This is a genomic window from Aquitalea aquatica, from assembly GCF_013911085.1.
GTDB classification, from domain to species: domain Bacteria; phylum Pseudomonadota; class Gammaproteobacteria; order Burkholderiales; family Chromobacteriaceae; genus Aquitalea; species Aquitalea aquatica.
On record NZ_JACERN010000042.1, the window covers coordinates 39,644 to 61,749 of the forward strand.

At 59.7% G+C, this 22,106-nt stretch carries 19 protein-coding genes; 16 read left to right on the plus strand and 3 right to left on the minus strand.

All coding sequences use genetic code 11. The annotated features are described in order from the left end of the window. Positions 1–252 precede the first annotated feature (252 nt). The 10 genes from H2Z84_RS17890 (at position 253) to H2Z84_RS17935 (ending at position 11,593) form a co-directional block, all read left to right on the plus strand. Entirely contained in the window at positions 253–2,451 is a 2,199-nt protein-coding gene (locus tag H2Z84_RS17890; protein WP_181837158.1) for a TonB-dependent receptor, read from the plus strand. A gap of 511 nt (positions 2,452–2,962) precedes the next feature. Then, positions 2,963–3,124 (plus strand): cytochrome oxidase putative small subunit CydP, encoded by a 162-nt coding sequence (gene cydP, locus H2Z84_RS17895; protein ID WP_181837159.1) that lies wholly within the window; start codon positions 2,963–2,965, stop codon positions 3,122–3,124. Then, entirely contained in the window at positions 3,121–4,707 is a 1,587-nt protein-coding gene (locus H2Z84_RS17900) for a cytochrome ubiquinol oxidase subunit I (protein WP_181837160.1), read from the plus strand. The genes cydP and H2Z84_RS17900 overlap by 4 nt, the downstream gene beginning before the upstream one ends. Positions 4,708–4,710: 3 nt before the next feature. Further along, positions 4,711–5,847 (plus strand): cytochrome d ubiquinol oxidase subunit II, encoded by a 1,137-nt coding sequence (gene cydB, locus H2Z84_RS17905; RefSeq protein ID WP_181837161.1) that lies wholly within the window; start codon positions 4,711–4,713, stop codon positions 5,845–5,847. Positions 5,848–5,864: 17 nt separating this feature from the next. Next, positions 5,865–5,960, plus strand: a complete 96-nt coding sequence (gene cydX / locus H2Z84_RS17910; protein WP_113023936.1) for a cytochrome bd-I oxidase subunit CydX — start codon at positions 5,865–5,867, stop codon at positions 5,958–5,960. A 107-nt stretch (positions 5,961–6,067) separates the two neighbouring features. Beyond that, positions 6,068–6,592 carry a response regulator transcription factor gene (locus H2Z84_RS17915; RefSeq protein ID WP_258869471.1) on the plus strand — a complete coding sequence of 175 codons (525 nt, stop codon included), beginning with the start codon at positions 6,068–6,070 and terminating at the stop codon, positions 6,590–6,592. A gap of 115 nt (positions 6,593–6,707) precedes the next feature. Next, positions 6,708–7,247, plus strand: coding sequence for an RNA polymerase sigma factor (locus H2Z84_RS17920; RefSeq protein ID WP_220272904.1), 540 nt, complete (start codon positions 6,708–6,710; stop codon positions 7,245–7,247). After that, complete coding sequence (locus H2Z84_RS17925) at positions 7,244–8,143, plus strand: FecR family protein (RefSeq protein WP_181837162.1); 900 nt, start codon at positions 7,244–7,246, stop codon at positions 8,141–8,143. The genes H2Z84_RS17920 and H2Z84_RS17925 overlap by 4 nt, the downstream gene beginning before the upstream one ends. An 82-nt stretch (positions 8,144–8,225) precedes the next feature. After that, positions 8,226–10,595, plus strand: coding sequence for a TonB-dependent siderophore receptor (locus H2Z84_RS17930; protein WP_181837163.1), 2,370 nt, complete (start codon positions 8,226–8,228; stop codon positions 10,593–10,595). A 47-nt stretch (positions 10,596–10,642) separates the two neighbouring features. Then, positions 10,643–11,593, plus strand: a complete 951-nt coding sequence (locus H2Z84_RS17935) for an MbnP family copper-binding protein (protein WP_181837164.1) — start codon at positions 10,643–10,645, stop codon at positions 11,591–11,593. On the opposite strand, the gene H2Z84_RS17940 is transcribed toward H2Z84_RS17935, so the two are convergent. Then, the gene (locus H2Z84_RS17940) at positions 11,477–12,409 is read right to left on the minus strand and encodes a LysR family transcriptional regulator (protein ID WP_181837165.1); all 933 of its coding nucleotides are present in this window, start codon (positions 12,407–12,409) and stop codon (positions 11,477–11,479) included. The two genes, H2Z84_RS17935 and H2Z84_RS17940, sit on opposite strands and share 117 nt — an antisense overlap. A 114-nt stretch (positions 12,410–12,523) precedes the next feature. On the opposite strand from H2Z84_RS17940, the gene H2Z84_RS17945 reads away from it, so the two are divergent. Beyond that, the gene (locus H2Z84_RS17945) at positions 12,524–13,027 is read left to right on the plus strand and encodes an SRPBCC family protein (RefSeq protein ID WP_181837166.1); all 504 of its coding nucleotides are present in this window, start codon (positions 12,524–12,526) and stop codon (positions 13,025–13,027) included. Between the two features lie 47 nt (positions 13,028–13,074). Here the strand turns inward: H2Z84_RS17945 and H2Z84_RS17950 are convergent, their stop codons facing one another. Then, the gene (locus H2Z84_RS17950) at positions 13,075–14,055 is read right to left on the minus strand and encodes a GlxA family transcriptional regulator (protein WP_181837167.1); all 981 of its coding nucleotides are present in this window, start codon (positions 14,053–14,055) and stop codon (positions 13,075–13,077) included. 111 nt (positions 14,056–14,166) lie between these two features. On the opposite strand from H2Z84_RS17950, the gene H2Z84_RS17955 reads away from it, so the two are divergent. From H2Z84_RS17955 to H2Z84_RS17975, 5 genes are all read left to right on the plus strand, one after another. Further along, entirely contained in the window at positions 14,167–14,967 is an 801-nt protein-coding gene (locus tag H2Z84_RS17955; RefSeq protein ID WP_220272905.1) for an acyl-CoA thioesterase, read from the plus strand. A gap of 304 nt (positions 14,968–15,271) precedes the next feature. Then, positions 15,272–16,093 (plus strand): helix-turn-helix transcriptional regulator, encoded by an 822-nt coding sequence (locus H2Z84_RS17960; protein WP_199107537.1) that lies wholly within the window; start codon positions 15,272–15,274, stop codon positions 16,091–16,093. Positions 16,094–16,218: 125 nt separating this feature from the next. Continuing rightward, positions 16,219–17,838, plus strand: a complete 1,620-nt coding sequence (locus tag H2Z84_RS17965; protein ID WP_181837168.1) for an amidohydrolase — start codon at positions 16,219–16,221, stop codon at positions 17,836–17,838. A gap of 77 nt (positions 17,839–17,915) precedes the next feature. Continuing rightward, positions 17,916–19,010 carry an extracellular solute-binding protein gene (locus H2Z84_RS17970; protein ID WP_103525950.1) on the plus strand — a complete coding sequence of 365 codons (1,095 nt, stop codon included), beginning with the start codon at positions 17,916–17,918 and terminating at the stop codon, positions 19,008–19,010. Positions 19,011–19,043: 33 nt separating this feature from the next. Continuing rightward, positions 19,044–20,585, plus strand: a complete 1,542-nt coding sequence (locus tag H2Z84_RS17975) for a DUF3138 family protein (protein ID WP_181837169.1) — start codon at positions 19,044–19,046, stop codon at positions 20,583–20,585. Between the two features lie 142 nt (positions 20,586–20,727). Here H2Z84_RS17975 and H2Z84_RS17980 read toward each other — a convergent pair whose 3' ends face one another. After that, the gene (locus H2Z84_RS17980; RefSeq protein ID WP_181837170.1) at positions 20,728–22,035 is read right to left on the minus strand and encodes a LysR family transcriptional regulator; all 1,308 of its coding nucleotides are present in this window, start codon (positions 22,033–22,035) and stop codon (positions 20,728–20,730) included. Between the last annotated feature and the right edge of the window lie 71 nt (positions 22,036–22,106).

The following is a 22,106-nucleotide window of genomic DNA, read 5'->3' on the forward strand; positions in this document are numbered from 1 at the left end:
TTTGGATATCGGGTGACAAGGCCGTCATTTTAAGGAAAGGGCGGGATGGGTGGCTGCGGCAAATTGTCGCAGCATGGTGCGGCAATATGTCACAGCGCTTTGCCTTGGCAAGCTTGTAAGCTCGCAAGATTGACAGGCCAGGCCGCCGAACTGTGTTCGGCAAGCATGCTTGGGCCTGATCGGCATAACAGGGCTGGCAATCACCAGTTTGACCGGCCCGGCTGATTATCCGTTGCTCACTTGGGAAGCCTCATGCATTACCAGACCAAACCGGCCGTTGTGGCCGTCACCCTTGCGCTGTCCGCCCTTGGCCAGCTGGCTTATGCCGCCGACAGCACTGAAGTACAGCAAATGCCGGAGGTAGTTGTCCACGGCAGCCGGCCGGACAACCAGGCCAATGGCAGCAGCCTCAGCCAGACACAACTGGCTGGGCAAGCAGCGCGCAGCAGCGACAGCGCCCAACTGCTGCAAGACATCCCCGGCCTGACTCTGCACGCAGCCGGTGGTTTTTCCAGCCTGCCGGTGCTGCGTGGCCTGGCCGACGACCGCCTGCTGGTCAAGACCGATGGCGCCAGCCTGATTGCCTCCTGTCCCAATCACATGAACTCGCCGCTGTCCTATATGGATGCCAGCAAGGTGGACAGCGTGCAGGTGTATAACGCTGCCGCTCCGGTCAGCGCCGGGGGCGACAATATCGGTGGAGTGATCGTGGCCAAGTCGGCTGCGCTGCAGTTTGCCGAGCCAGGCCAGATATTGCAGGGCGGCGAAGTAGGGGCCTTCTACCGCAGCAATGGCGATGCGCGTGGTGCCAATGCCAGTGCTACCCTGGCCAACGACCATGTCAGCATCAACTACACCGGTTCCACTGCCCGTAGTAATAACTACGACGCCGCGGCCAACTTCAAGAGCGCCGGTGCCGCAGCTTCCGGTCGTGCCTGGATGGATGGCGACACTGTGGGCTCCACCGCTTACAAGACCGAAAACCATGAACTGGGCGTGGCCTGGCGTGACTACTACCAGCTGCTGGAAGCCAAGGTGGGTGTGCAGCGCACCCCATACGAAGGCTTTGCCAACCAGCGCATGGACATGACCGACAACAGCAGCGACCAGCTGAACCTGCACTACAACGGCCAGTTTGCCTGGGGCGAGCTGGATGCGCGGCTGTACAGCCAGTATGTGCGTCATCACATGGATTTCGGTAATGACAAACAGCTGGATTACATGGGCGACATCGGCATGCCGATGGACACCGCCAGCCATACCCAGGGTGGCAGCCTCACGCTGGATCTGCCGCTGAATGCCAGCAACAAGCTGAAGCTGGGTACCGAATTCCAGCGCTACCAGTTGAATGACTGGTGGCCGCCAGTCGCAGGGGACACCATGATGATGGGGCCGGAAACCTTCTGGAACATCAAGAACGGCAAGCGTGACAAACTGGATGTGTTTGCCGAATGGCAGGCGGACTGGACCCCGCAATGGCGCAGCATCATCGGTACCCGTCTGAGCCAGGTGAAAACCAATGCCGACAATGTGTCCGGCTATAGCAGCATGTATGACAGCGACGCTGCTGCCTTCAATGCCCAGAGCCATGCCCGTACCGACAACAATATCGACTTCTCGGCCTTGACCCGCTACATCCCCTCGGCAACCGAGCAGTACGAACTGGCTTTTGCCCGCAAGACCCGTTCGCCCAATCTGTACGAGCGCTATACCTGGGCCACCGACAGCATGACCTCCATCATGAATAACTTTGCCGGTGATGGTAACGGTTATGTCGGTAACCCTAACCTGAAGCCGGAAGTGGCCAATACCTTAAGCAGCAGCCTTGACTGGCATGCGGCGGATGGCGAAGCGTGGCTGTTCAGGGTCAGTCCGTATTACAGCTACGTGCAAAACTATATCGACGCCAAGCGTTATGATGCCAGCAGTACCGCTACTACCGGCTATGTGGTGCTGCAATACATCAACCAGAACGCCCAGCTATACGGCGTGGATGTCAGCGGCAAGCTGCAGCTGGCCAAAAACACGGCCTATGGCAGCTTTGATGCCACCGCGCAGCTGAGTTACACCCGTGGCGAAAGCCTGACGACCGGCGACAATCTGTACAACATCATGCCGCTCAACGCCAAGCTGGCGCTGGTGAATAAGCTGGGGCAATGGACCAGCACTGCCGAATGGCAGGCCGTACGCGCCAAGACTGAGGTTTCTGCCGTGCGTAATGAGGCCAAAACCCCTGGCTATAGCTTGTTCAACTTGCGCACCCGCTATGAAACCAAGCAATTCAGCGTGGATGTGGGCATCGACAATGTGTTCAACCGCTTCTACACGCTGCCGCTGGGCGGGGCCTATACCGGCCAGGGTGCCACCATGGGCATCAACAGCATTGCCTGGGGTGTTGGCGTGCCGGGAGCTGCCCGTTCGCTGTATACCGCCTTCAACTACAAGTTCTGAGCCGACTGCGTTTAGTCATTCAGCCCACCTGCATGGTGGGCTTTTTTATTGGCAGGCAGTTTGGGCTGCGACAATATGCCACATTTTTAATTCCGGCCAATTGATTTATATTGTATTACGCAATACAAGCACTCCAAGGCTTGCTAGCTCATCTGCATGACTGTCCTGACCAGATAGATAAAATGCCCGCCCTGACCAGGTGGGCATTTTTATTTCATATTTATTTCATGCGGCTTGTTTTGATGCGGCATTCTGTCACATTTCATTTTATTGGTGATGGATATACCATTTCAGCACCTCAAGCAAACTTCAAACACTTTGTTGAGTGCCGCCTCCCCCTGAGGCGGCTTTTTTATTTGCGCGGTATGTTTTTCTGATTGTGGCATTATGTCGCACTTGAAAAACCACTTGAAAATAAAGGGCATTGGCGACTTGCGACATTTGGTCGCATTCTGGCAATTCCAGTTATATGGCATGGTGTCGCTGTTTTTTATTGCAGGTGCATGAGGCCATGAAAGACAAAAAAAATTATCGCCGGGATATTGTCCTGGTATTGCTGGTGAAGTTGATTCTGTTGGCCCTGTTGTGGTCGGCATTTTTCCGTGAACGGCCGGCCGTTGTGCCGACCAAGGCAGCCACGCACTGGTTGCAACACGAGGAGGTAGCACCATGAATGAAGCACTGGTAGATATATCGCGGTTGCAGTTTGCTGTAACTGCCTTGTATCACTTTCTGTTTGTTCCGTTAACACTGGGGATGGTGTGGATTCTGGTTATCATGGAATCCGCCTATGTCATTACCAAACAGGAAATCTACCGCGACATGACCCGCTTCTGGGGCAAGTTGTTCGGTATCAATTTCGCGCTTGGGGTGACCACCGGTATTACCATGGAATTCCAGTTTGGTACCAACTGGGCGTATTACTCGCATTATGTCGGAGATATTTTCGGCACCCCGCTGGCCATTGAAGGCTTGATGGCGTTCTTTCTGGAATCCACCTTTATCGGCCTCTTCTTCTTTGGCTGGGACCGACTGTCACGCGGCAAACATTTGCTGGTGACCATCCTGATGGCCATCGGCTCCAATCTGTCCGCCTTGTGGATTCTGATTGCCAACGGCTGGATGCAGGACCCGGTAGGCGCGCATTTCAATTACCAGACCATGCGCATGGAAATGAGCTCGATGTGGGACATCGTGTTCAACCCGGTGGCACAGGCCAAGTTCGTCCACACCGTCAGCGCCGGTTATGTGACGGCCGCCTGCTTTGTGCTGGGTATTTCCAGCTGGTACATCCTGAAAGGCCGTGACCTGCCGTTTGCCCGCCGCAGCTTCCGTATTGCCGCGGCCTTCGGTTTTGCCTCGGCCTTGTCGGTGATTGTGCTGGGCGATGAGTCCGGCTACACCGTGGCCGAATCACAGCAAACCAAGATTGCTGCGATGGAAGGCATCTGGGATACCGAGCCGGCACCGGCTGCGCTGACCTTGTTTGCCATTCCGGACCAGGCTAATCGCACCAATCACTACGAAATCCGCCTTCCTTATGTGATGGGCCTGATTGGCACCCGCTCTACCACCAAGGAAATCCCAGGTATCAAGCAGATTGTGGCGCGTAACAAGCAGCGCATTCTGAATGGTCAGCAAGCGGTGATTGCGCTGGAAGCCCTGCGCAAGGCACCGCAGGATGCTGCTTTGCGTGCAGCCTTCGAAAAGAATCAGGGCGACCTGGGTTTTGGCCTGCTGCTGAAAAAGTATGTGGCTGACGTACGCACCGCCACCCCGGCCATCATCGACCAGGCGGCCTGGAGCACCATTCCCAATGTGGCGCCGATGTTCTGGAGCTTCCGCCTGATGGCTGGTCTGGGCTTCAGCTTCCTGCTGCTGTTTGGCTGCGCCTTCTGGTTCTCCCTGCGTAACCGCTTTGCCGGCAAGACCTGGCTGCTCAAATGGGCGCTGTTGTGGATTCCCATGCCGTGGATTGCTGCCGAGCTGGGCTGGGTGGTGGCCGAATATGGCCGCCAGCCGTGGACGGTGTACGGCCTGCTGCCGACCCATCTGTCCACCTCCTCGCTGACCGCGGGCAGTGTGGTGGCCTCGCTCAGCGGCTTTGTGCTGTTCTACACCGGCCTGCTGATTGCCGAAATGTTCCTGATGGTGAAGTCCGCCCGTCTGGGCCCGGCCAGCCTGGGTACCGGCCGCTACCACCAAGAAACAGCAACCCCGCACGGCAAGCCGCAACTGGCTGGCAAGGAGGCTTGAGTCATGTTTGATTACCCGACAATCAAATTTATCTGGTGGTTGCTGGTGGGCGTGTTGCTGATCGGCTTTGCCATCATGGATGGCCACGACATGGGCGTGGGCGCATTGCTGCCTTTTGTTGGTCGCAGCGATACCGAACGCCGTGTGGTGATCAATACCATCGCCCCGCACTGGGATGGCAATCAGGTGTGGTTCATCACCGCCGGTGGCGCCATCTTCGCCGCCTGGCCCTTTGTCTATGCCACGGCCTTTTCCGGTTTTTACTGGGCGATGCTGGCGGTGTTGTGGTCCTTGTTCTTCCGCCCGGTCGGTTTTGATTACCGCAGCAAGATCGAAGACCCGCGCTGGCGTGCCTTCTGGGACTGGGGCCTGTTTGTCGGTGGTTTCGTGCCGCCGGTGATCTTTGGCGTGGCATTCGGCAATCTGCTGCAAGGCGTGCCTTTCCATTTTGACGACACCCTGCGCGTGTTCTACGAAGGCAGCTTCTGGGCCTTGCTCAACCCGTTTGCCCTGCTGTGCGGTCTGGTATCGGCCAGCATGATCCTGCTGCAAGGTGCCACCTACCTGATGCTGCGCACCGAGGAGAAGATGGCACAACGTGCGCGCCGCGCCGCCATGCTGTTTGGCGTGCTGACTATCGTGCTGTTTGTGCTGGGCGGCCTGTGGGTGGGCCATCTGGATGGTTACGTGATTACCGCTGGTGGTGAAGCCGCCGCGCAGTCCAACCCGCTGGCCAAAACCGTGGTGCGTGCCGCTGGAGCCTGGCTGGCCAACTACCAGCGTTATCCGCTGACCATGGCCCTGCCGTTGCTGGGCATTGTCAGCGCCGCTGCTGCAGTGTCGCTGGCGCTGGTGCGCAAAGCAGGCCTGGCCTTTATCGCCTCCAGCCTGGTGCAGGCCGGGGTGATTGGCACGGCGGGTGTCAGCCTGTTTCCCTTCCTGCTGCCGTCCAGCTCGGACCCGCGTTCCAGCCTGACAGCCTGGGACGCCACGTCCAGCCAGATGACGCTGAACACCATGTTCTGGGCTGCGCTGATCTTCACGCCCATCGTGCTGAGCTACACCGCCTGGTGCTACCGCGTGATGCGCGGCAAGGTAACCGAGCAGCACATCCGAACCAACAGCAAGAGTGTTTACTGAAGCGAAAGGACAAAATCATGTGGTATTTCGCCTGGATGTTGGGGCTGCCGCTGGCCGTGGCCATGGGGGTCATCAATGCGGTGATTGAGGAAAGCCTGCATCACGATGATTGATACAGAGTAAGTGGTGTACAGGGCGACGCAGCGAGTGCTGCGTCGCTTTTGTGCGGTTGGCGTTGCTGCCTGTGACGCGTGTTGCAGGCATGAATGAAGGAGTGGCCATGAACGTGTTGCTGGTGGATGATGATGTCGATTTTTGCCAGGTACTGGCGCGCACCCTCAGGCGGCGTCAGCTGGATGTGCTGCTGGCACACAATGGCCGCGAGGCGCTGAGTCATGCTGCGGATAGTTGCCAGCGTATCATTCTGGATTTGAACCTGGGCGGGGAGAACGGGCTGAACCTGCTGCCCGCCTTGCGCACCCATTTCAGTGACAGCCGTATTCTGGTGCTGACCGGTTATGCTAGCATTGCCACGGCGGTGGAGTCGATCAAGCTGGGAGCCACCCAGTATCTGCCCAAGCCAGCCTCGGTGGATGACATTCTGCAGGCCTTTGCGCAGGCCGAACCAGACCCGGACTTGCCCATCTCGCCGCGGCCGGTGTCCGTGCGGCGGCTGGGTTGGGAATACATTCAGCGCATCCTGCTGGAGAATAATGGCAATGTTTCTGCCACCGCCCGGGCGCTGGGCATGCACCGCCGCACCTTGCAGCGCATGCTGGCCAAGCATCCGCCTTCGGCTGTGTAGACCTTGTCTGGCCGAGCCAGTCCGCTGATGAACCGCGAGCCAGAGGAAGGTGCTTAGTCGCCAAACTGCCGGACTGTGACAATTTGCCACATGGTGCTGTCAGTGGGCGCTGTCTATGATGTCGGGATTTGCCAGCCTGGCTATCGCCATGCCTATTTCTGCCGACATCGCCTCCTTGTATCTGAACCATATTGTGGAACTGCGCCGCTACCTGACTGGCAAGGTAGGCAGCCCAGCCTTGGCCGACGATCTGGCGCATGAAACCTTTGTGCGCGTCCTGGCGACAGATAAAGCGCTGGATGATGTGCGTCAGCCGCGTGCCTTGCTGTTCTGCATTGCCCGTCACCTGCTGATAGATCACTACCGAGGCAAGGCCGCCCATGCCGGGTGGATGGTGCCGCTGGAGTCATGTCAACAACAGGTGTCCGCCACCCCGTCTCCCGAGCGTATTGTGCTGGCGCGTCAGCAGCTGGCCCAGCTGCGCCACGCGATAGACAGCCTGCCGCCACGCTGTCGTCAGGCATTTGTCCGTTTCCGTTTTGATGGCATTCCGCAAAAAACACTGGCGGCCGAGTTGGGTATCACCCTCAATGCCGTGGAAAAGCTGTTGATTCGCGCCATGCTGGCATTGCGCCAGCAGCTGGAGTGGGTATGAGCCATGAGGCCGATGCCGCAGTCCGCCAACTGCGGGAAGAAGCAGCCCGCTGGTTGTTGCGCCAGCAAGAGGGACTGAGTCCACAGCAGCAGGCGGAATTCCAGCGCTGGCATGATGCCGCTGCAGAACACCGCCAGGAATACGCCGCCCAATGTCGCTTGTGGGGTGCCATGGACCAGCTGGCCAAAGCACCCGCGCGCCGACGCGGCCGGGCTGGCAGCCTGGGCTGCCTGTTGCTGGTGGTGCTGGGTGGCTGGACCTTGTTGCACTTGCCGGTGCAGTCGGCGCTGTTCACTGCCTACGGACAAGGCAGCAGCCAATACCTGGCAGATGGCAGCAAGCTGACGCTGGGTGGGCATAGCCGGGTACGGGTGGATTATCGCTGGGGCGAGCGGCAGTTGCTGGTGGAGCAGGGTATGGCCAGCATCCGGGTGGCACCCAATCCGCGCCCGCTGAAAGTACTGGCCGGTGCCGGCGAGTTACGCGATATCGGCACCGAGTTTGCCGTGCTGCGCAACGGGGATCAGGTAGCGGTGCATGTACAGCAAGGGCTGGTGGAGCTGCGTCTTGCCGGCCAGGTGCTGCAACTGGCTGCCGGACAGCAGGCCCGTTATCAGGGCCAGCATCTGACAGGGCCCTTATCTGCGGGCAGCTTTGACTGGCAGAGTGACACCTGGACTTTCAACCACCTGCCGCTGGGGGACTTGCTGCAGGCAGTCAATGGCCAGTCGGCGCAGTCATGGCGGCTGGAGGACCCGTCACAGGCCAGCCTCTTGCTCAGCGGCAGCGTACAGCGCGACGACCGTGACACCTTGCTGAGCATGCTCACCAGCATGCTGCCCTTGCAGGCGCAGCCACAGCCGGATGGCACTGTTTTGCTGCGTAGAAAAAAATAAGTGCTGAGCCATGTCAGGTTGTGGACCCTTGTTTCGTCTTCCTTCTTGTCCGTGATGAACACTCAAAAGCAAAGAAACGAAGATGAAACAACGCCACCAATCACTGGGCTTGGCCCTGCTGGTTTCTACCCTGTTTTCCAGTGCCGCTCTGGCACAAGATGTGACAGTCAACATTCCGCCGCAAAGCCTGGCCTCTGCCCTGACCGGGCTGGCCGGGCAAACCGGCCTGCAACTGCTGTTTGCCAGCAATGAACTGGATGGTCAGCGCAGCGCCGGGCTCAATGGCACCATGTCGGCCGAGCAGGCGCTTGCCCGTCTGCTGCAAGGTAGTGGCTTGCAAGCCCGGAAAACCGCGAGTGGCAGCTATATCATTGTCAAAGCAGCCAATCCCGCCAATGCACAGCTGATGCCGGAAGTGGTAGTGACCGCCATGGCACTGGACAGCTACAAGGCGGACAAGGTAGCCATTTTTGGCAAAAAGCCGGTCAGCCTGCGCGAGATTGCCAACTCGGTATCGGTGGTGGGCAAGCAGCAAATGGAAGACCAGCACATGACCACGGTGGCCGATGCCATGCAGCAGGCCACCGGTGTCACTGTCATTGCCAACGACACCCTGAGTAATCAGTACCTGATACGCGGCTATAACTCGGTCGGGGTGATGTATGACGGGGTGACGTCGTATAACGGCCTGTCGCCCTCGCACCAGTTTGACCTGCCCTTGTATGAAAGCATCGAGGTGCTGCGTGGCCCCGCCGGACTGCTGCGCGGGGTGGGCGAGCCGGGGGGGATTGTCAATCTGGTAAAGAAAAAGCCGCAAAAAGACTTTGCCGCCAGTTGGGAAGCCAGTACCGGCTCCTGGAGCAATAACCGTCTGGTGGGCGATGTCACCGGTGCCATGAATGAAAGCGGCACTGTCCAAGGCCGGCTGATTGCCAGCAGCGAAGACCGCGACTATTTTTACGACCACACCCACAGCAACAAGTGGCTGCTGTCCGGCATGTTGCGTTTTGAACTGAGCCCGCAAACCACCTTTGACATCAGCTATACCGGGCAGAACCAGACGGTGAAAGACCCGTGGTCCGGCTTGGCCACTTACACCTCCACCGACAGTAATGGTCATTACCAGTTGCTGAAGGTATCGCCCTCTACCTTCAATGCCCCGGATTGGGGACGTACCAGTTACAACACGCAGGAGCTGTCCGCCGCGCTGGAACACAAGTTCGGCAATGAATGGGCCGCCAAGCTGAACGTGAACCACCGGGTGCAGGAGCTGTACTACAAATATGCCTATACCTCATCCGGCCTGAACCCGCTGACCAATACCATCGACTACAGCACCATGCGCGGTGACTACACCTATACCCGCGACGGCATGGATATAAGCCTGTCCGGGCCGCTGGAAATATGGGGCCGCAAGCATGACATGCTGCTGGGCTTCAATGTCGATGAATACAATAGCAAGGGCCGTTCCGGTCGCGGGCCGACTTATTCCGGGGTGGACTACGCCAGCGGTAGCAGCTTGGCCGAACCGGTGATCAACTACACCTCCGGCAGCGAAAGCAATACCCGGCAAAGTGGCTTTTATACCCAGGGTCGCCTGCACCTGACTGATGCCACCACCCTGCTGCTGGGGGCGCGCACCACCACCTTCCTAGCCAAGTCGCACAATATTGCCCCGTCCACCGTGACCGACTGGAAAGACGGTGCCAAGGCCAGCAATCGCGTCACGCCTTATGGCGGCCTGCTGTACGACTTCAGCCAGCAAGTGACCCTGTACGCCAGCTATGCCAATATCTTTGTGCCGCAACCCCAGCAAAAGGCCGATGGCTCCACGCTGGACCCGCGGGTCGGTCGTCAGTATGAAGTAGGGGCCAAGGGGGAGTTTCTGGATTCCAGGCTGGGTGCGACCCTGGCCTTCTTCAATATCCGTGACAAGAACCGGGCCTATGCCGACCCGGCCTATCCCAGTTCCAACTACTACCTGAATGCCGGTGAAATCGAATCGCAGGGGGTAGAGCTGGAAGTACAGGGCAAGGTGAACAGCCGCTTTGACGTGACGGCCGGCTACACCTATATGACCACCACCTATCTGTCCGACCCCAGCAACCAGGGCAAGACCTACTCGATCCAGACCCCGCGTAACCAGTTCAAGCTGTGGAGCAACTACACCTTTGCCGATACCGGCTGGCTCAAGGGCTACTCGCTGGGTGGCGGCCTGATTGCCCAAAGCCGTGCGCAAAGCTCGCGCGGCTGGTCGGACGAGGTGGTGAACAGCGGCTATGTGGTGGCCAATGCCCGTATCGGCTACCAGTTCAACAAGAACTACAGCCTGGCGCTGAATATCAACAATCTGTTTGATACCCGCTACTACGCCTCGGTTGGTACACCGAATATCTACAACTTCTATGGCGAACCGCGCAATGTCATGCTGACCCTGCGCGGCAAGTACTAAGCCAGCCCGCAAGCCGGGGGCCTCGGCCCCTGGCTGGAGTCCTTGTCATGTTGCAGCGTTTTTTCCATACCGGCCTGCTGACTGTCTGCTTGCTATCCGTCCCACGGCTGGCTGCCGGGCAGGAAGTCGCCCTGCATTTTGCCTTGCAGGCCGGCGAACAGGCCTTCTCTTGTGCCAGCCCTGCATTGCCACTGGGGCAGCCGCCCGTGTCCACCCGGCTGAAAGATGCCAAGTTCTATCTGTCGGACATCCGTCTGATTCGCGACGACGGCCAGCCGCAGGTTTTGCAGTTACGTGCGGATGCATGGCAGTCGCGCGATGTTGCCTTGCTGGATTTCGTCCCCGGTGGTGGCAGCTGTCACGCAGGTACCATCGGTCCCGTGCATGACACCGTGCAAGGGGAGGTGCCCGCCGCGCACTACCGTGGCTTGCTATTCACCATCGGCGTGCCGGTGTTAGGTCTTAATCCACAAGGGCAGGCCGTGTCACTCAATCATGGCAATTTCGAACTGGCTGATGCGCCGCTGGATCGCGCCAGCATGGCCTGGAGCTGGCAGGTGGGGCGCAAATTCATCAAGCTGGAACTGCTGCCGGAAGGCGGGGTGGCACGCAGCAATGGCCGCGCCGCGGTGTGGACGCTGCATCTGGGCTCCACCGGCTGTAGCGGCAACCCGGCCGAGGCGGGTACCGTGCATTGCCTCAGCCCTAACCGGGTCAGCGTGATGCTGCCGGATTTCGACCCGGCACAAGACCATGTGGTGCTGGATGTGGCCCGCTTGCTGGCCGGCAGCAATCTGGCCGAGGACAAGGGCGGGGCCTGCAGGTACAGCACCTTACCCGTTTGGGAGGGCGACTCGCCAGCCCGCAATAACATGCTTGCCTCAGCGCGGGGGCTGGCCGGCCGGATGCCGCAGCCGCTGCAGCAGGAAATCAACAAACGAGCGAACCCGGGCAGACAGATGGCGGTTCTGCGGATAGGTTATGGAAAACTGCCGTGATCTTCCACCATAGGCGTGCATCACTTCCAGCAACTCTCCCCGGGCCAAGGCGGGCGCGGTGATGAAGTGATAGGTCTGGAATAATCCGCCATCGGCCTGCCCCCAGCTGATGCAGCCAAGCGCATCATCCAGCAGGCGGAATCGGCTGTGGAACTGATGGTCCAGTGGCTGGCCATCGGGCATTTGCAGAATCCAGGGCATGGGGCGGCCGGTGGTGGGCAGGATGAATTGCAGGCAATCATGCTGTGCCAGATCATCCAGCTGCTGTGGTACGCCGTGCCGGGCCAGATAGGCCGGCGTGGCAAATATGCCCACCGTGGCGTCTTCCAGCTTGTGTACGATCAGCCGCGAGTCTTGTGGTGTACCCACGCGGATGGCCAGGTCGTAACCCTCTTCCACAATGTCAGCCACCCGGTTGGACAGACTCAGCTCCAGTTCGATCTGCGGGTAAGTCGCCGTGAATTCGTGTAGTAGCGGCAACAGGCGGAAATTGGCATACAAGGTGCCGACACTGATGCGCAGCAAGCCACTGGGCACTTTCTGGTGGCCGCTAATGGTGCGTTCGGCCTCGGCAATCTGCTCCAGAGCCTGTCTGCACTCCTGCCAGTACAGTTCGCCTTCGCTGGTCAGCCGTACATTGCGCGTGGTGCGCGAGAACAGGCGCACACCCAACCGCTCTTCCAGCCTTTTGATGGCGCGACTGACCGACGCTGGTGTCAGCCCCAACACTTCTGCGGCGGCGGAAAAGCTGCTCAGCTCTGCGGCTTTGCAAAACAGGGCGATGGTGCTGATTTGGGTGGCATCGAATGCAGGCATGGTTATTCTCTGGCGTAACAGATGATGTGATTTTACGGCTATTTATTCATTGATGTGTGATGCGTACAGTAGCAGTCAAGCTTTCTTACCTACAACTGCCGCAAGGAAAACATCATGAGTGACATTATCTGGCCCGCCGGCTATGTGCCCGGCTTTACCGACAATTACTGTTCCAATGAGGTGATTGTCACCGGGGTAACGATGGAAAAACTCTGGACCCTGCTGAATACCCCGCAGCTGTGGCCCAGCTATTACGCCAATTCGGCCAATGCCCGCTTCTACGATGGCAAGGGGCCGCAGCTGGCGTTTGGCGACCGTTTTTACTTTGAAACCTTCGGCTTTCCTGTCGAGGCCCAGGTGGTGGAGCATGTAGCGCCGCTGCCTGGTCAGCCTGCGCGCATCGCCTGGCATGGCTGGGCCGGCAGCACCGCGGAGGACCGCCTGGACGTGCATCACGCCTGGCTGATTGAAGAACTCTCTGCCGGCCGGATACGCATCCTCACCCAGGAAACCCAGAACGGCAAACCTGCCCAGTCACTGGCACAAGCCAAACCGAATCCCATGATCAACGGCCACCAGGACTGGCTGGATGGCATGGTGGCTGCTGCACGCCAGTGAGCTAAGGGGGAGGGCAAGCACGGCCATGCCTGCCGGGGCACTGCGGCTCAGACGGGCTGGAACTGTTTGCGGTAGGCTGCCGGCGTGCAATGCAGCTCGCGCTGGAATAGTCGACGAAAGCTGGCGCTATCGCTATAGCCCAGCTGCTGGACAATCTGCTCCAGTGGCAAGTTGCTGCCCTCCAGCCAGCGCCGGGCGGCATGCAGGCGTAGCTGCTGCAAATAGCGCAGCGGGGATACGCCCAATACCTGGTTGAAGCGGCGGATCACCGTGCGGCTGCTGCTGCGCGCATGCCCGGCCAGCGCTTCCAGACTGAAGGGCGCGGCCAGATTATCCTGCAGCCAGTACTGGCAGCGCAGTACCAGCGCATCATCATGCCCGGCAAAGCTCTGCATGGTCATATACGGTGCCTGGCTGCTGTGCTGAGGCCCGGTCAGCAGCAGGCGCGAACAGGCCAGGGCGATTTCCTGCCCGCCGTGCTGCCTGACCAGATGCAAGGCCAGCTCTATATAAGAAGTACTTGCCCCGCCGCATAGCAGGCCCGGGCTTTCGCTCATGGTGGCATAGGGTTGTAGCTGCACACTTGGGTAGCGGTTGCGAAACCAGGTGGTCAGCCACCAGCTGATGGCGGCCGGCCGCTCATTCAGTACTCCGCTTTCCGCCAGCAAGGGGATGCCGGTACAGAATGAAAGCAGCTGCTTGCCTGCCGCATGCCAGGCAGGAAGCTGCTGATGCAGCGCTGTTTCACTGCTCAGCCTTGCCTGGAATTGCTTGAGTGAGGCATAGGCAAGCGGTGGCACGATGATGGTGTCTGCGCCGCTGGCCAGGCTGAAATCGCCATCCGCCTGCAGCAGGATGCCCGATGCGCTTTGCACCGGCTCGGCCTGCTGGCTGCACAGGGTCCAGCCAAATAGCGCTGCCTGTCCCTTGCGCTCGGCCAGTTGATTGGCAAATAACAGGATGTCGATGAAACCGGTGACGCTCCCGGCATAGCAGTGCTGGGGAAGCAGGATGCTGATCTGGTACATGAGGTGGCGCTATTGACCTGAATATTGTCGATATTGCCACTGTGCCGGCTGGTTTGCCATGGCTACACTGCATGACAAACGGGGTAGGCCCCGGCCATACAGAGAAACAGCATGCATATCGATGAAATGATCCCCACCCTGCAAAGTGCAGACGCTACTGTTGCGCGGTTTGTTTGCGAAACAAGTGATGACTGGGCGCAGGGCCGCACCTTGTTTGGTGGCGCGCAAGCCATGCTGGCGGTGCGGGCCATGCGCCAATGGCTGCCGGCATTGCCGCCCTTGTGGTCGCTGCACAGCACCTTTGTGGCGCCGATTGCCGCAGGCCAGATACTGATTGAAGTGATGCTGCTGCGGCAGGGCAAAACCGTAGTCCAACTGAGCGCCCGCCTGCTGGATGGCGAGCAGACTGCTGCCATCTTCGTCGCCGCTTTTGGCCAGTCACGGAATTCCGCCATACAGTTGAACCCGGCTGCCTGCCCGCTCGGCGCCGCTGGCGAGACAGCCCAGGAACTTCCTTATATCGCCGGCCTCACCCCGGCTTTTACCCAGCATTATGCTTATCGCTGGCTGGCCGGAGCCTTGCCTTTCAGTGGTGGCAGCCAGCCGGTCAATCGCATTCAGCTACGCCAGCGTGATGCTGGTGTGCTGGATGAGGCACACATCGTGGCGCTGGCAGATGCCATTCCACCCGTGGCCTTGTCGCTGCTGCAGGGACTGACGCCGGCCAGCACACTGAGCTGGTCGCTGGAATTCGTGCGCCACCTGCCGCCCATCAGCGCCGAGGGCTGGTGGCATATGGATGCCACCTTGCTGGCTGCCCGCGATGGTTATTGCAATCAGGATGCCTATCTGTACGGGCCGGATGGCGAGTTGATGGCCTTGTCGCGCCAGGTGGTGACGGTATTTGGCTGAGTCAGCGAGTTGATGGCTCAGGCATCTGGCCTGATCGCCAGTGTTGGATGAAACCCATGCAATGCCAGCGGGGCTGGCAAAAGCGCTATTGGTCGCTGGCCGCGCAGCCAGCGGCGGCAGCTTGCTCATTGACTCAGCAAGCCCGGCAGTCAGCAGGGCGATGAGGTGCTTGCACGGCCCTGATTGTCGGGCCTCAGGAGAGAATAGCTCATGGCCCGATTCATGCTTGCCACTTGGCCATCTGAAACAGAAGGTTTAGTGTGGCCGAGTGGATATGCCTTATCCACTGGCGATAGGAGGCATGATGCAACATTCGATTGCACTGGAGACCGCGGGTGCGCTGCTGGGCAGCATGGGCACGCCACAGTTCACCACGCGCTTGTGGCAGTGGCTGCATGGTGCGGTAGACCCCAGTTCCTATCACATGACGGCCCTGCGTTTTCGCCGTGGCGGCTACCAGCAGCCGGTGGAGCAGCTGGATGTGTTGTTCTTTGCCGGCGAGGCGGATCCGGAAGAAACCCGGCTGGCCTTGTCGCTATACCAGCGCGATATGGAATGGAAGCAGGACCAGCAGTTGCTGCAGTTCATCGAACAGGTGCAGGACCCGCAGCTGGTGTTGTCACGCAATGAGCACTATCCGCCCACGGCCTATGGCCGCATGATCGCGCAAAGCCCGCTGGGCGAGGAGTGCAGCCTGCTGGGCTGTGAAACCGACTATGTGTACCTGCTGTCGATTTTCCGCTGTCGCAATACCCCTTCCTTTACCCTGGCCGAGCTGGGCCGCTTGCGCCAGACCTGCCATTTTCTGATGCCGCTCCTGGCGCAGCATGCCCGGCTCAGTTCGCCCTGTATTGCACCAGCACAAGATGTGCTGCTGCACTATTTTGATCGCTGCCTGCAGCTGGCCGGCAAGCAGTTGTCAGCACGCGAACGGCTGATCTGTCATGCCATGCTGCAAGGCTGGTCGGTGCCGCAGATTGCCGAACATGTCTCGATCAGCCCGTGCAGCGTACGCACCTATATGGAGCGTGCGCTGACCAAGATTGGTGTGGCCAGCAAGTCCGAACTGTTTGCCTGGTGCGTGGCCGTGGAGCAGCGTCACCATCAGCCTGCCGCTTTGTCCTGAAATACGAGGACAGACAGCCTGTCGCCCTCCCTCCATGATCAGAACCGGTTGCACACGGTTCTGCCCCAGGGCGCAACAGCCTCCTGACGCATGACCCTGTGTTGGTCATGAATCAGGAGGCAGGCATGCAGTATCCCGAAAAAATCTATTACAACGGCAGCATCCATACCGGCAACGACTTCAGCGCCATGCACAGTGCGCTGGCCATTGGCGGCGGCAAGATCATCGCCAGCGGTGATGACCAGACCATACGCGCCATGGCCGGCAGCCAGACCGAGCAGATCGACCTTGATGGCAAGCAGATCATCCCCGCTTTTGTCGATGGCCATGCCCATCCGCTGGAAGGCCAGCAGATGGTGGGCGATACCGAGCTGGAGCGCGCCGACAGTGCCGAAGGCGTGCTGCAACTCATCCGCGAAGCCGCTTTGGCACAGGCGGACGAGCAATGGGTATTTCTCGGCGGCATTGATTTAAACGTATTCGGCAGCTATCCCACCCGCCAGCAACTTGACGTCGCACTGGCCGACCGCCCGCTGCTGCTGCTGGGGCACGACGTGCACAGTGGCTGCCTGAATAGCACCGGACTGGCGGCGGCCGGCATCAGCGCCGATACCAGCGACCCCAGCGGCGGCATTCACGAGCGCGAGCCAGACAGCCGCCAGCCCAGTGGTGTGGTGCATGAGGCTGCGCTGTACCGCCTGTTCGGACTGATTCCGCAGCTGGGGCCGGCGCGCTATCCGCAATCGCTGGCCAAGGCCATTGCCATGGCACACCGCCTGGGCATTACCGGCTGGTTTGATGCCCGTGTGGACGAAGGCCTGCTGCAGGCTTATGCCAACGCCCGCGATGCCGGCAGCCTCAAGCTGCATGTCAGTGCTGGCTTGCTGGCCACGCCGCGTCATGATCCGGCAGCACAGATTGCCCGTTTTCGTGAGTGGAAACAGCGCTACGAGGGCGACACCCTGCATGTGCACACGGTGAAAATCTTCATTGATGGCGTAACCGAATCGCGTACTGCCGCGCTACTGGAACCTTACCCCGGCACCGACGACAGCGGCCTGGCCTTGTGGCAGCAGCCGGCACTGAATGAAATCGTCGCCATGGCCGACGCGGCTGGTTTCGACCTGCATTTCCATACCCTGGCAGATCGCGCCGTGCGCATGGCCCTGGACGCGCTGGAATGGGCTGCCAGCTGCAATGGCCCGCGCGAGCGCCGCGCCCAGCTGGCGCATTTGCAGCTGGTACACCCGGACGACATGCCCCGCTTTGCGCCGCTGGGGGCCATTGCCAGCGTGCAGGCTTTGTGGACGGCGGCCGCGCCGGCCTTGCAAGCGTTGTACTGCGACATTCTGGGCAGCGAGCGGGCAGGGCGCAGCTATCCCTTCCGCAGCCTGCGCAATGCCGGTGCCATGCTGGCTGGCGGTTCGGATTGGCCGGTTTCCACCATGGATCCTCTGGAAATCATGCAAACCGGTGTCACCCATCTGCCGGCGGATCATCCCGCAGCCATGCCATGGAATCCCGACGAGCGGCTGGACCTGCAAGTCATGCTGCAAGCCCACACCCTCAATGCCAGCCATGCGTTGCGGCTGGATGAGTGCTGCGGCCTGCTGCCGGGCAATGAGGCCAATTTTGTCATTCTGGCCGGCAATATCTTCGCGCTGCCGCTCTCCGGGCTGAACCATTCGCTGGTGCAGGCCACGGTGTTCCGCGGTGAAACGGTGTATCTCGCCAGCCCAAACTGAGCGATGGCCGCGACTGATTGATTGTGTTGTACCCACCATGCCGCCTGTAGAGCGGCGATAACGACAAAGGCTGAGAAATGAGAAAACTGATCCATACCTGTTGTGCGCTGGCCCTGCTGGGCAGCGTTTCTGGCCATGCGGCTGCCGATGCCGGCCAGGTCAATGTCTACAACTGGGGCAATAGCCTGGCCAAAGACAGCAATGCCAACTTCCTCAAGCAAACCGGCATCAAGGTGCGCTACCAGGAGTTCGACAGCAATGACACGCTGATGAGCAAGCTGCTGGTGGGCAATTCCGGTTACGACGTGGTGGTGCCATCGGATGCCTACTTTGGCCGCCAGTTGCAGGCTGGACTGTTCCGCAAACTGGACAAGAGCAAGATTCCCAATCTGGCCAAGCTTGATCCGGTGCTGATGAAGATTCTGGAAAGCAGCGATCCGGGTAATCAATATGGTGTTCCGCTGAACTGGGGGACGGATGGCATCGGTATCAACCTGCAAAAAGTGGAGACCGTGCTGGGCAAGGGCGTGCCGCTCAATACCTGGGACATGTTGTTTGACCCCAAGTACATGGCCAAGCTGTCCAAGTGTGGCGTGTCGGTGCTCGATTCGCCGGTGGACGTATTCGGCATGGGCTTGTACTACCTGAAAAAGAACCCGCTCAGTACCAATCCGGCGGATTACCAGGAAGTATTCAAACTGCTGAAAACCATCCGTCCTTATATCGGCCAATTCAACTCCAGCAGCTACGCACCCGATCTGGCCAGTGGCGATATCTGCATGGCCTTCGGTTACTCCGGTGATGTGAATACCGCCCGCCTGGCCGCACAGGCCGCGCACAAGCCTTACACCATCCAGTACATCCTGCCCAAGGAGGGCAGCGTGATCTGGTTTGACGTGATGGCAGTTCCCAAGACTGCGTCGAATGTCGATGCCGCGATGAAATGGATCAACCATGTCATTTCGGCCAACGAAGCAGCGGCGCTGAGTAACGAAACCTTTTACCCCACTGCCGTACCGGCAGCCAAGCCACTGATCAAGCCGGAGGTGCTATCCGACCCGACGGTCTACCCGAGCGCGGCCGAGATGAAGAAGCTGTTCACCGTACGTGCCTTGCCCACTGAAATCATGCGGCTGGAAACCCGGCTGTGGCAGGAACTGAAAACCCACTAAGCGCCATACATCAGTCACTCGGGGAAGCTCATCATGCAACTGAAACATATCGCCCTGGCCATCATGGCGCTGCCGGTCTGTGCCCAGGCCGCCAGCGAGGCCACCTCGCCCTTGCTGCAAAAACTGGAAGCCCTGGAACAGCAAATCAAAGCCTTGCAGCAAAGCAATGCGCAGATTCCCTTGCTGCAACAGCAAGTGCAAAACCTGCAGCAGCAACTGGGGGTGACGGCAGACGCGGCCCCGGCCCCGGTCAATGCCGGTACGCCGCCGGCCGATGCGGCCGACGAGCCGGAAACCCTCAAGCAAACAGTGAACAGTCTCAAGATCAAGGTGGATACGCTGAGCGAAGCGGCGCAGACCGGGCCGATAGCCGGGCTGAGCGTGACCGGCTTTGTGGATCCGATGTTTCTGTACAACCGCAACAGCAACTCCGCCAGCTTCCATTTTCTTAACAAGAACGGTGCCTACAACTATTACGACAGCAATCTGGGCGATGTCTATCTGGACATCAAGAAGACCTTTGGCGTAGGGCCAGAGGCGCCCAGTGTCGAGCTGGTGATCCAGCCGGACCGGGGCAGTGGTGCCAGTTTCAGCAGCGAAAGTGGCGGGCTGACCAACAGCATTTTCAATCAGGCGAATGTCAACCTGCCGCTAAGCAGCACCGACACCTTGCAGCTGGGTCTGTTGCCCAGCCTGGCCGGCTATGAGCCTAATCCCACCAATCAGACGCAAACCCTTACCCACAACCTGCTGTTTGATTTCAGCGAGCCCGCTTCCTATCTGGGCATGAACTACAAGCTGTTTACCAACAACTACCAGACACTGTGGCAATTCATGCTGGCCAACGAGCAGCTCAAGTCGGCCGGGGCGGTGGTCAGCGGGCAGAATGGCCGCAGTAGCAGTAACAGCACGCCCACGCTGGCGGCGCGGGTAGATTACCAGTACTCCACTTCGCTGGATTTGGGCTTTTCCGCCAATATTGGCCGGCAAACCCTGTTCACCCCGTCCAGCTGCAGTGGTGGCTATGGTTATCAGTGCAATCTGTCCTCGCCGTTTGGCCGCTATGCCTATGCCGAGGCCGACCTGACCTATACCTGGGCGGACATCCAGTACAACGCCCAGGTCGACTACGGCCAGCAGGCCCACGCGGCCTGGAATGGCGGCATGGCACAGTGGTATGGCTTTTCCCTGCTGGGCAGCAAGAAATGGCATACCGACTGGCTGGGCAAGGTGGGCACGGTGCTGCGCTTTGATTACCTGAACAACAGCCGCAACGGAGGCGGTGGCAGCGGCATCCTGTACGGCTTGAGCGGGAACACTGCCAGTATCAATCCCACCAGCGGCTGGGGGGTGGACCAGCAATGCCTGAATGCCTCAAGCAATAATGGCATGGACTGCAAGGGGACCAACCGCAGCGACATTGCACTGGACCTGTTGTTCTACCCGACCGACAAGATGACGGTGAAAGTGGAATATCGTCACGACTTTGCCAGCAATGCGGTGTTCCAGCGCAACGATGGCAGCCTGTCGCGCAATAACGATATTTTTGCCACGCAGTTCATTTACTCCTTCTGATCGCCTGGCTCACACCATCCCGCCTGTGTTGGCGGGATGGTGGCCGTATCAGCGCCGCCGGCCCCTGGTCAATCCAATCCAGCCATTTTCCTTTGCCAGAATCATTGGCCGCAGATACGGCGTCAGCCGGGCTGCCCGGCCGCTAGCTGACACAGTGTTGCGCCAGTTCTGCCGTCCGGCGGGGTGTGTAGCTCGCTGCTGGCGGACTGCATGGCAGCAGGTCGCTGGCGCATATCTTGCGCACCTCCTCCAGCAGTGCCTGCATGGCGGGAGGAGGGTGGCAGCCGGAGCGCTGGATAATTCCTATGCTTCGCTCGGCGTCGCCCAGGTCGACATTCAATTCGACAATGTCCCCTTTTTCCATTTCATAGCGTAGTTGATGGGGTGAGCAGGCCGTCAGCAGATCGCTGTGGGTCAGCAGATTGCGCACGACGGCCAGGTCACCGCTTTCCACCGAGGGCTGCGGGGCGCTGAGTCCTTGGCGGGTAAACGACCTGACCAGGGCCCGCCGTGCGGGAGAGTCCTGCCGGGGCAGGATCCAGCCGTTGTGCTGCAGGGTGGCCAGGCTGAGGTGGTCCGGCGTGCGGGTCAGCGGGTGATTGGCGCGGCAGAAAATGCGTACCTGATCGACAAACAAGGCTTCGCTGACCAGCTGCCGGTTTTCCTCTTGCGGCCGCAGTGCGCCAAAGATGAAGTCGATGTCGCCACAGCCCAGGTCGCGTGCCAGCTCTTCGTAAGAGCTTTCCCGTGTCTTGATCTGTATGCCGGGATATTTTTGCAAAAGATGCACGATGGCAAGCGGCAGCAGACGCGTGCGGCCCAATGGCAAGGCCCCCACCGTGATACAGCCCTCGACGCTGCCTTGCAGCGCCATCAGGTCGGCCTGCATGTGGCGCACTTCGGCAAACACCCGTTTAGCATGCAGCAGCAATGGCTCGGCCGCTTCGCTGACGACCAGTCCTTGTGCCGTGCGCTGGAATAGCGGCTGGCCCACCGATTCTTCCAGCCGTGCCAGCGACATGCTGATGCCGGATTTGCTCATGCCCAGATGGTGGCAACTGGCAGCAATCTGGCCATGGCTGGCCAGACTGACAAAAACGCGCAATTTGTTACCGGATAGCAGTAACTGGGTGAGGACGGCCGGATCTTTCCTGGTGCTCTGGCCGTTACACAAGGTTGTTGCTGCCTGGCGGATTTCGGCCTGAATGCGCCGCGCCCGCAAATGGACGGCTTCGCCATAGGCATTGAGCAACATGCCACGCGGGCGGCGTTCGAACAGGCTGACGCCCAGCAATTGCTCCATCTGGGTCAGGGCACGGGTGATGGCCGAGGCGGCCTTGAAAATCTGCTCGGATGAACGGGTGACGCTGCCTGTATGTGCTACTGACAGAAATACGCACAGATAGCGCAACACGTCATCCCGGTCCGCGCGGGCGGCAGGGGTGGTCATGAGTCTCTCCTCCATCAATGCAAGGTCCGTGATCACTGGGCGTTTCGTTGGCGCACCCGAGCGAACCGGAG

Coding starts and splice junctions, on each gene's coding strand:
- H2Z84_RS17890 (WP_181837158.1), top strand. CDS start 253: ATGCATTACCAGACCAAACCGGCCGTTGTGGCCGTCACCCTTGCGCTG.
- cydP (WP_181837159.1), top strand. CDS start 2,963: ATGAAAGACAAAAAAAATTATCGCCGGGATATTGTCCTGGTATTGCTG.
- H2Z84_RS17900 (WP_181837160.1), top strand. CDS start 3,121: ATGAATGAAGCACTGGTAGATATATCGCGGTTGCAGTTTGCTGTAACT.
- cydB (WP_181837161.1), top strand. CDS start 4,711: ATGTTTGATTACCCGACAATCAAATTTATCTGGTGGTTGCTGGTGGGC.
- cydX (WP_113023936.1), top strand. CDS start 5,865: ATGTGGTATTTCGCCTGGATGTTGGGGCTGCCGCTGGCCGTGGCCATG.
- H2Z84_RS17915 (WP_258869471.1), top strand. CDS start 6,068: ATGAACGTGTTGCTGGTGGATGATGATGTCGATTTTTGCCAGGTACTG.
- H2Z84_RS17920 (WP_220272904.1), top strand. CDS start 6,708: ATGATGTCGGGATTTGCCAGCCTGGCTATCGCCATGCCTATTTCTGCC.
- H2Z84_RS17925 (WP_181837162.1), top strand. CDS start 7,244: ATGAGCCATGAGGCCGATGCCGCAGTCCGCCAACTGCGGGAAGAAGCA.
- H2Z84_RS17930 (WP_181837163.1), top strand. CDS start 8,226: ATGAAACAACGCCACCAATCACTGGGCTTGGCCCTGCTGGTTTCTACC.
- H2Z84_RS17935 (WP_181837164.1), top strand. CDS start 10,643: ATGTTGCAGCGTTTTTTCCATACCGGCCTGCTGACTGTCTGCTTGCTA.
- H2Z84_RS17940 (WP_181837165.1), bottom strand. CDS start 12,409: ATGCCTGCATTCGATGCCACCCAAATCAGCACCATCGCCCTGTTTTGC.
- H2Z84_RS17945 (WP_181837166.1), top strand. CDS start 12,524: ATGAGTGACATTATCTGGCCCGCCGGCTATGTGCCCGGCTTTACCGAC.
- H2Z84_RS17950 (WP_181837167.1), bottom strand. CDS start 14,055: ATGTACCAGATCAGCATCCTGCTTCCCCAGCACTGCTATGCCGGGAGC.
- H2Z84_RS17955 (WP_220272905.1), top strand. CDS start 14,167: ATGCATATCGATGAAATGATCCCCACCCTGCAAAGTGCAGACGCTACT.
- H2Z84_RS17960 (WP_199107537.1), top strand. CDS start 15,272: ATGCAACATTCGATTGCACTGGAGACCGCGGGTGCGCTGCTGGGCAGC.
- H2Z84_RS17965 (WP_181837168.1), top strand. CDS start 16,219: ATGCAGTATCCCGAAAAAATCTATTACAACGGCAGCATCCATACCGGC.
- H2Z84_RS17970 (WP_103525950.1), top strand. CDS start 17,916: ATGAGAAAACTGATCCATACCTGTTGTGCGCTGGCCCTGCTGGGCAGC.
- H2Z84_RS17975 (WP_181837169.1), top strand. CDS start 19,044: ATGCAACTGAAACATATCGCCCTGGCCATCATGGCGCTGCCGGTCTGT.
- H2Z84_RS17980 (WP_181837170.1), bottom strand. CDS start 22,035: ATGACCACCCCTGCCGCCCGCGCGGACCGGGATGACGTGTTGCGCTAT.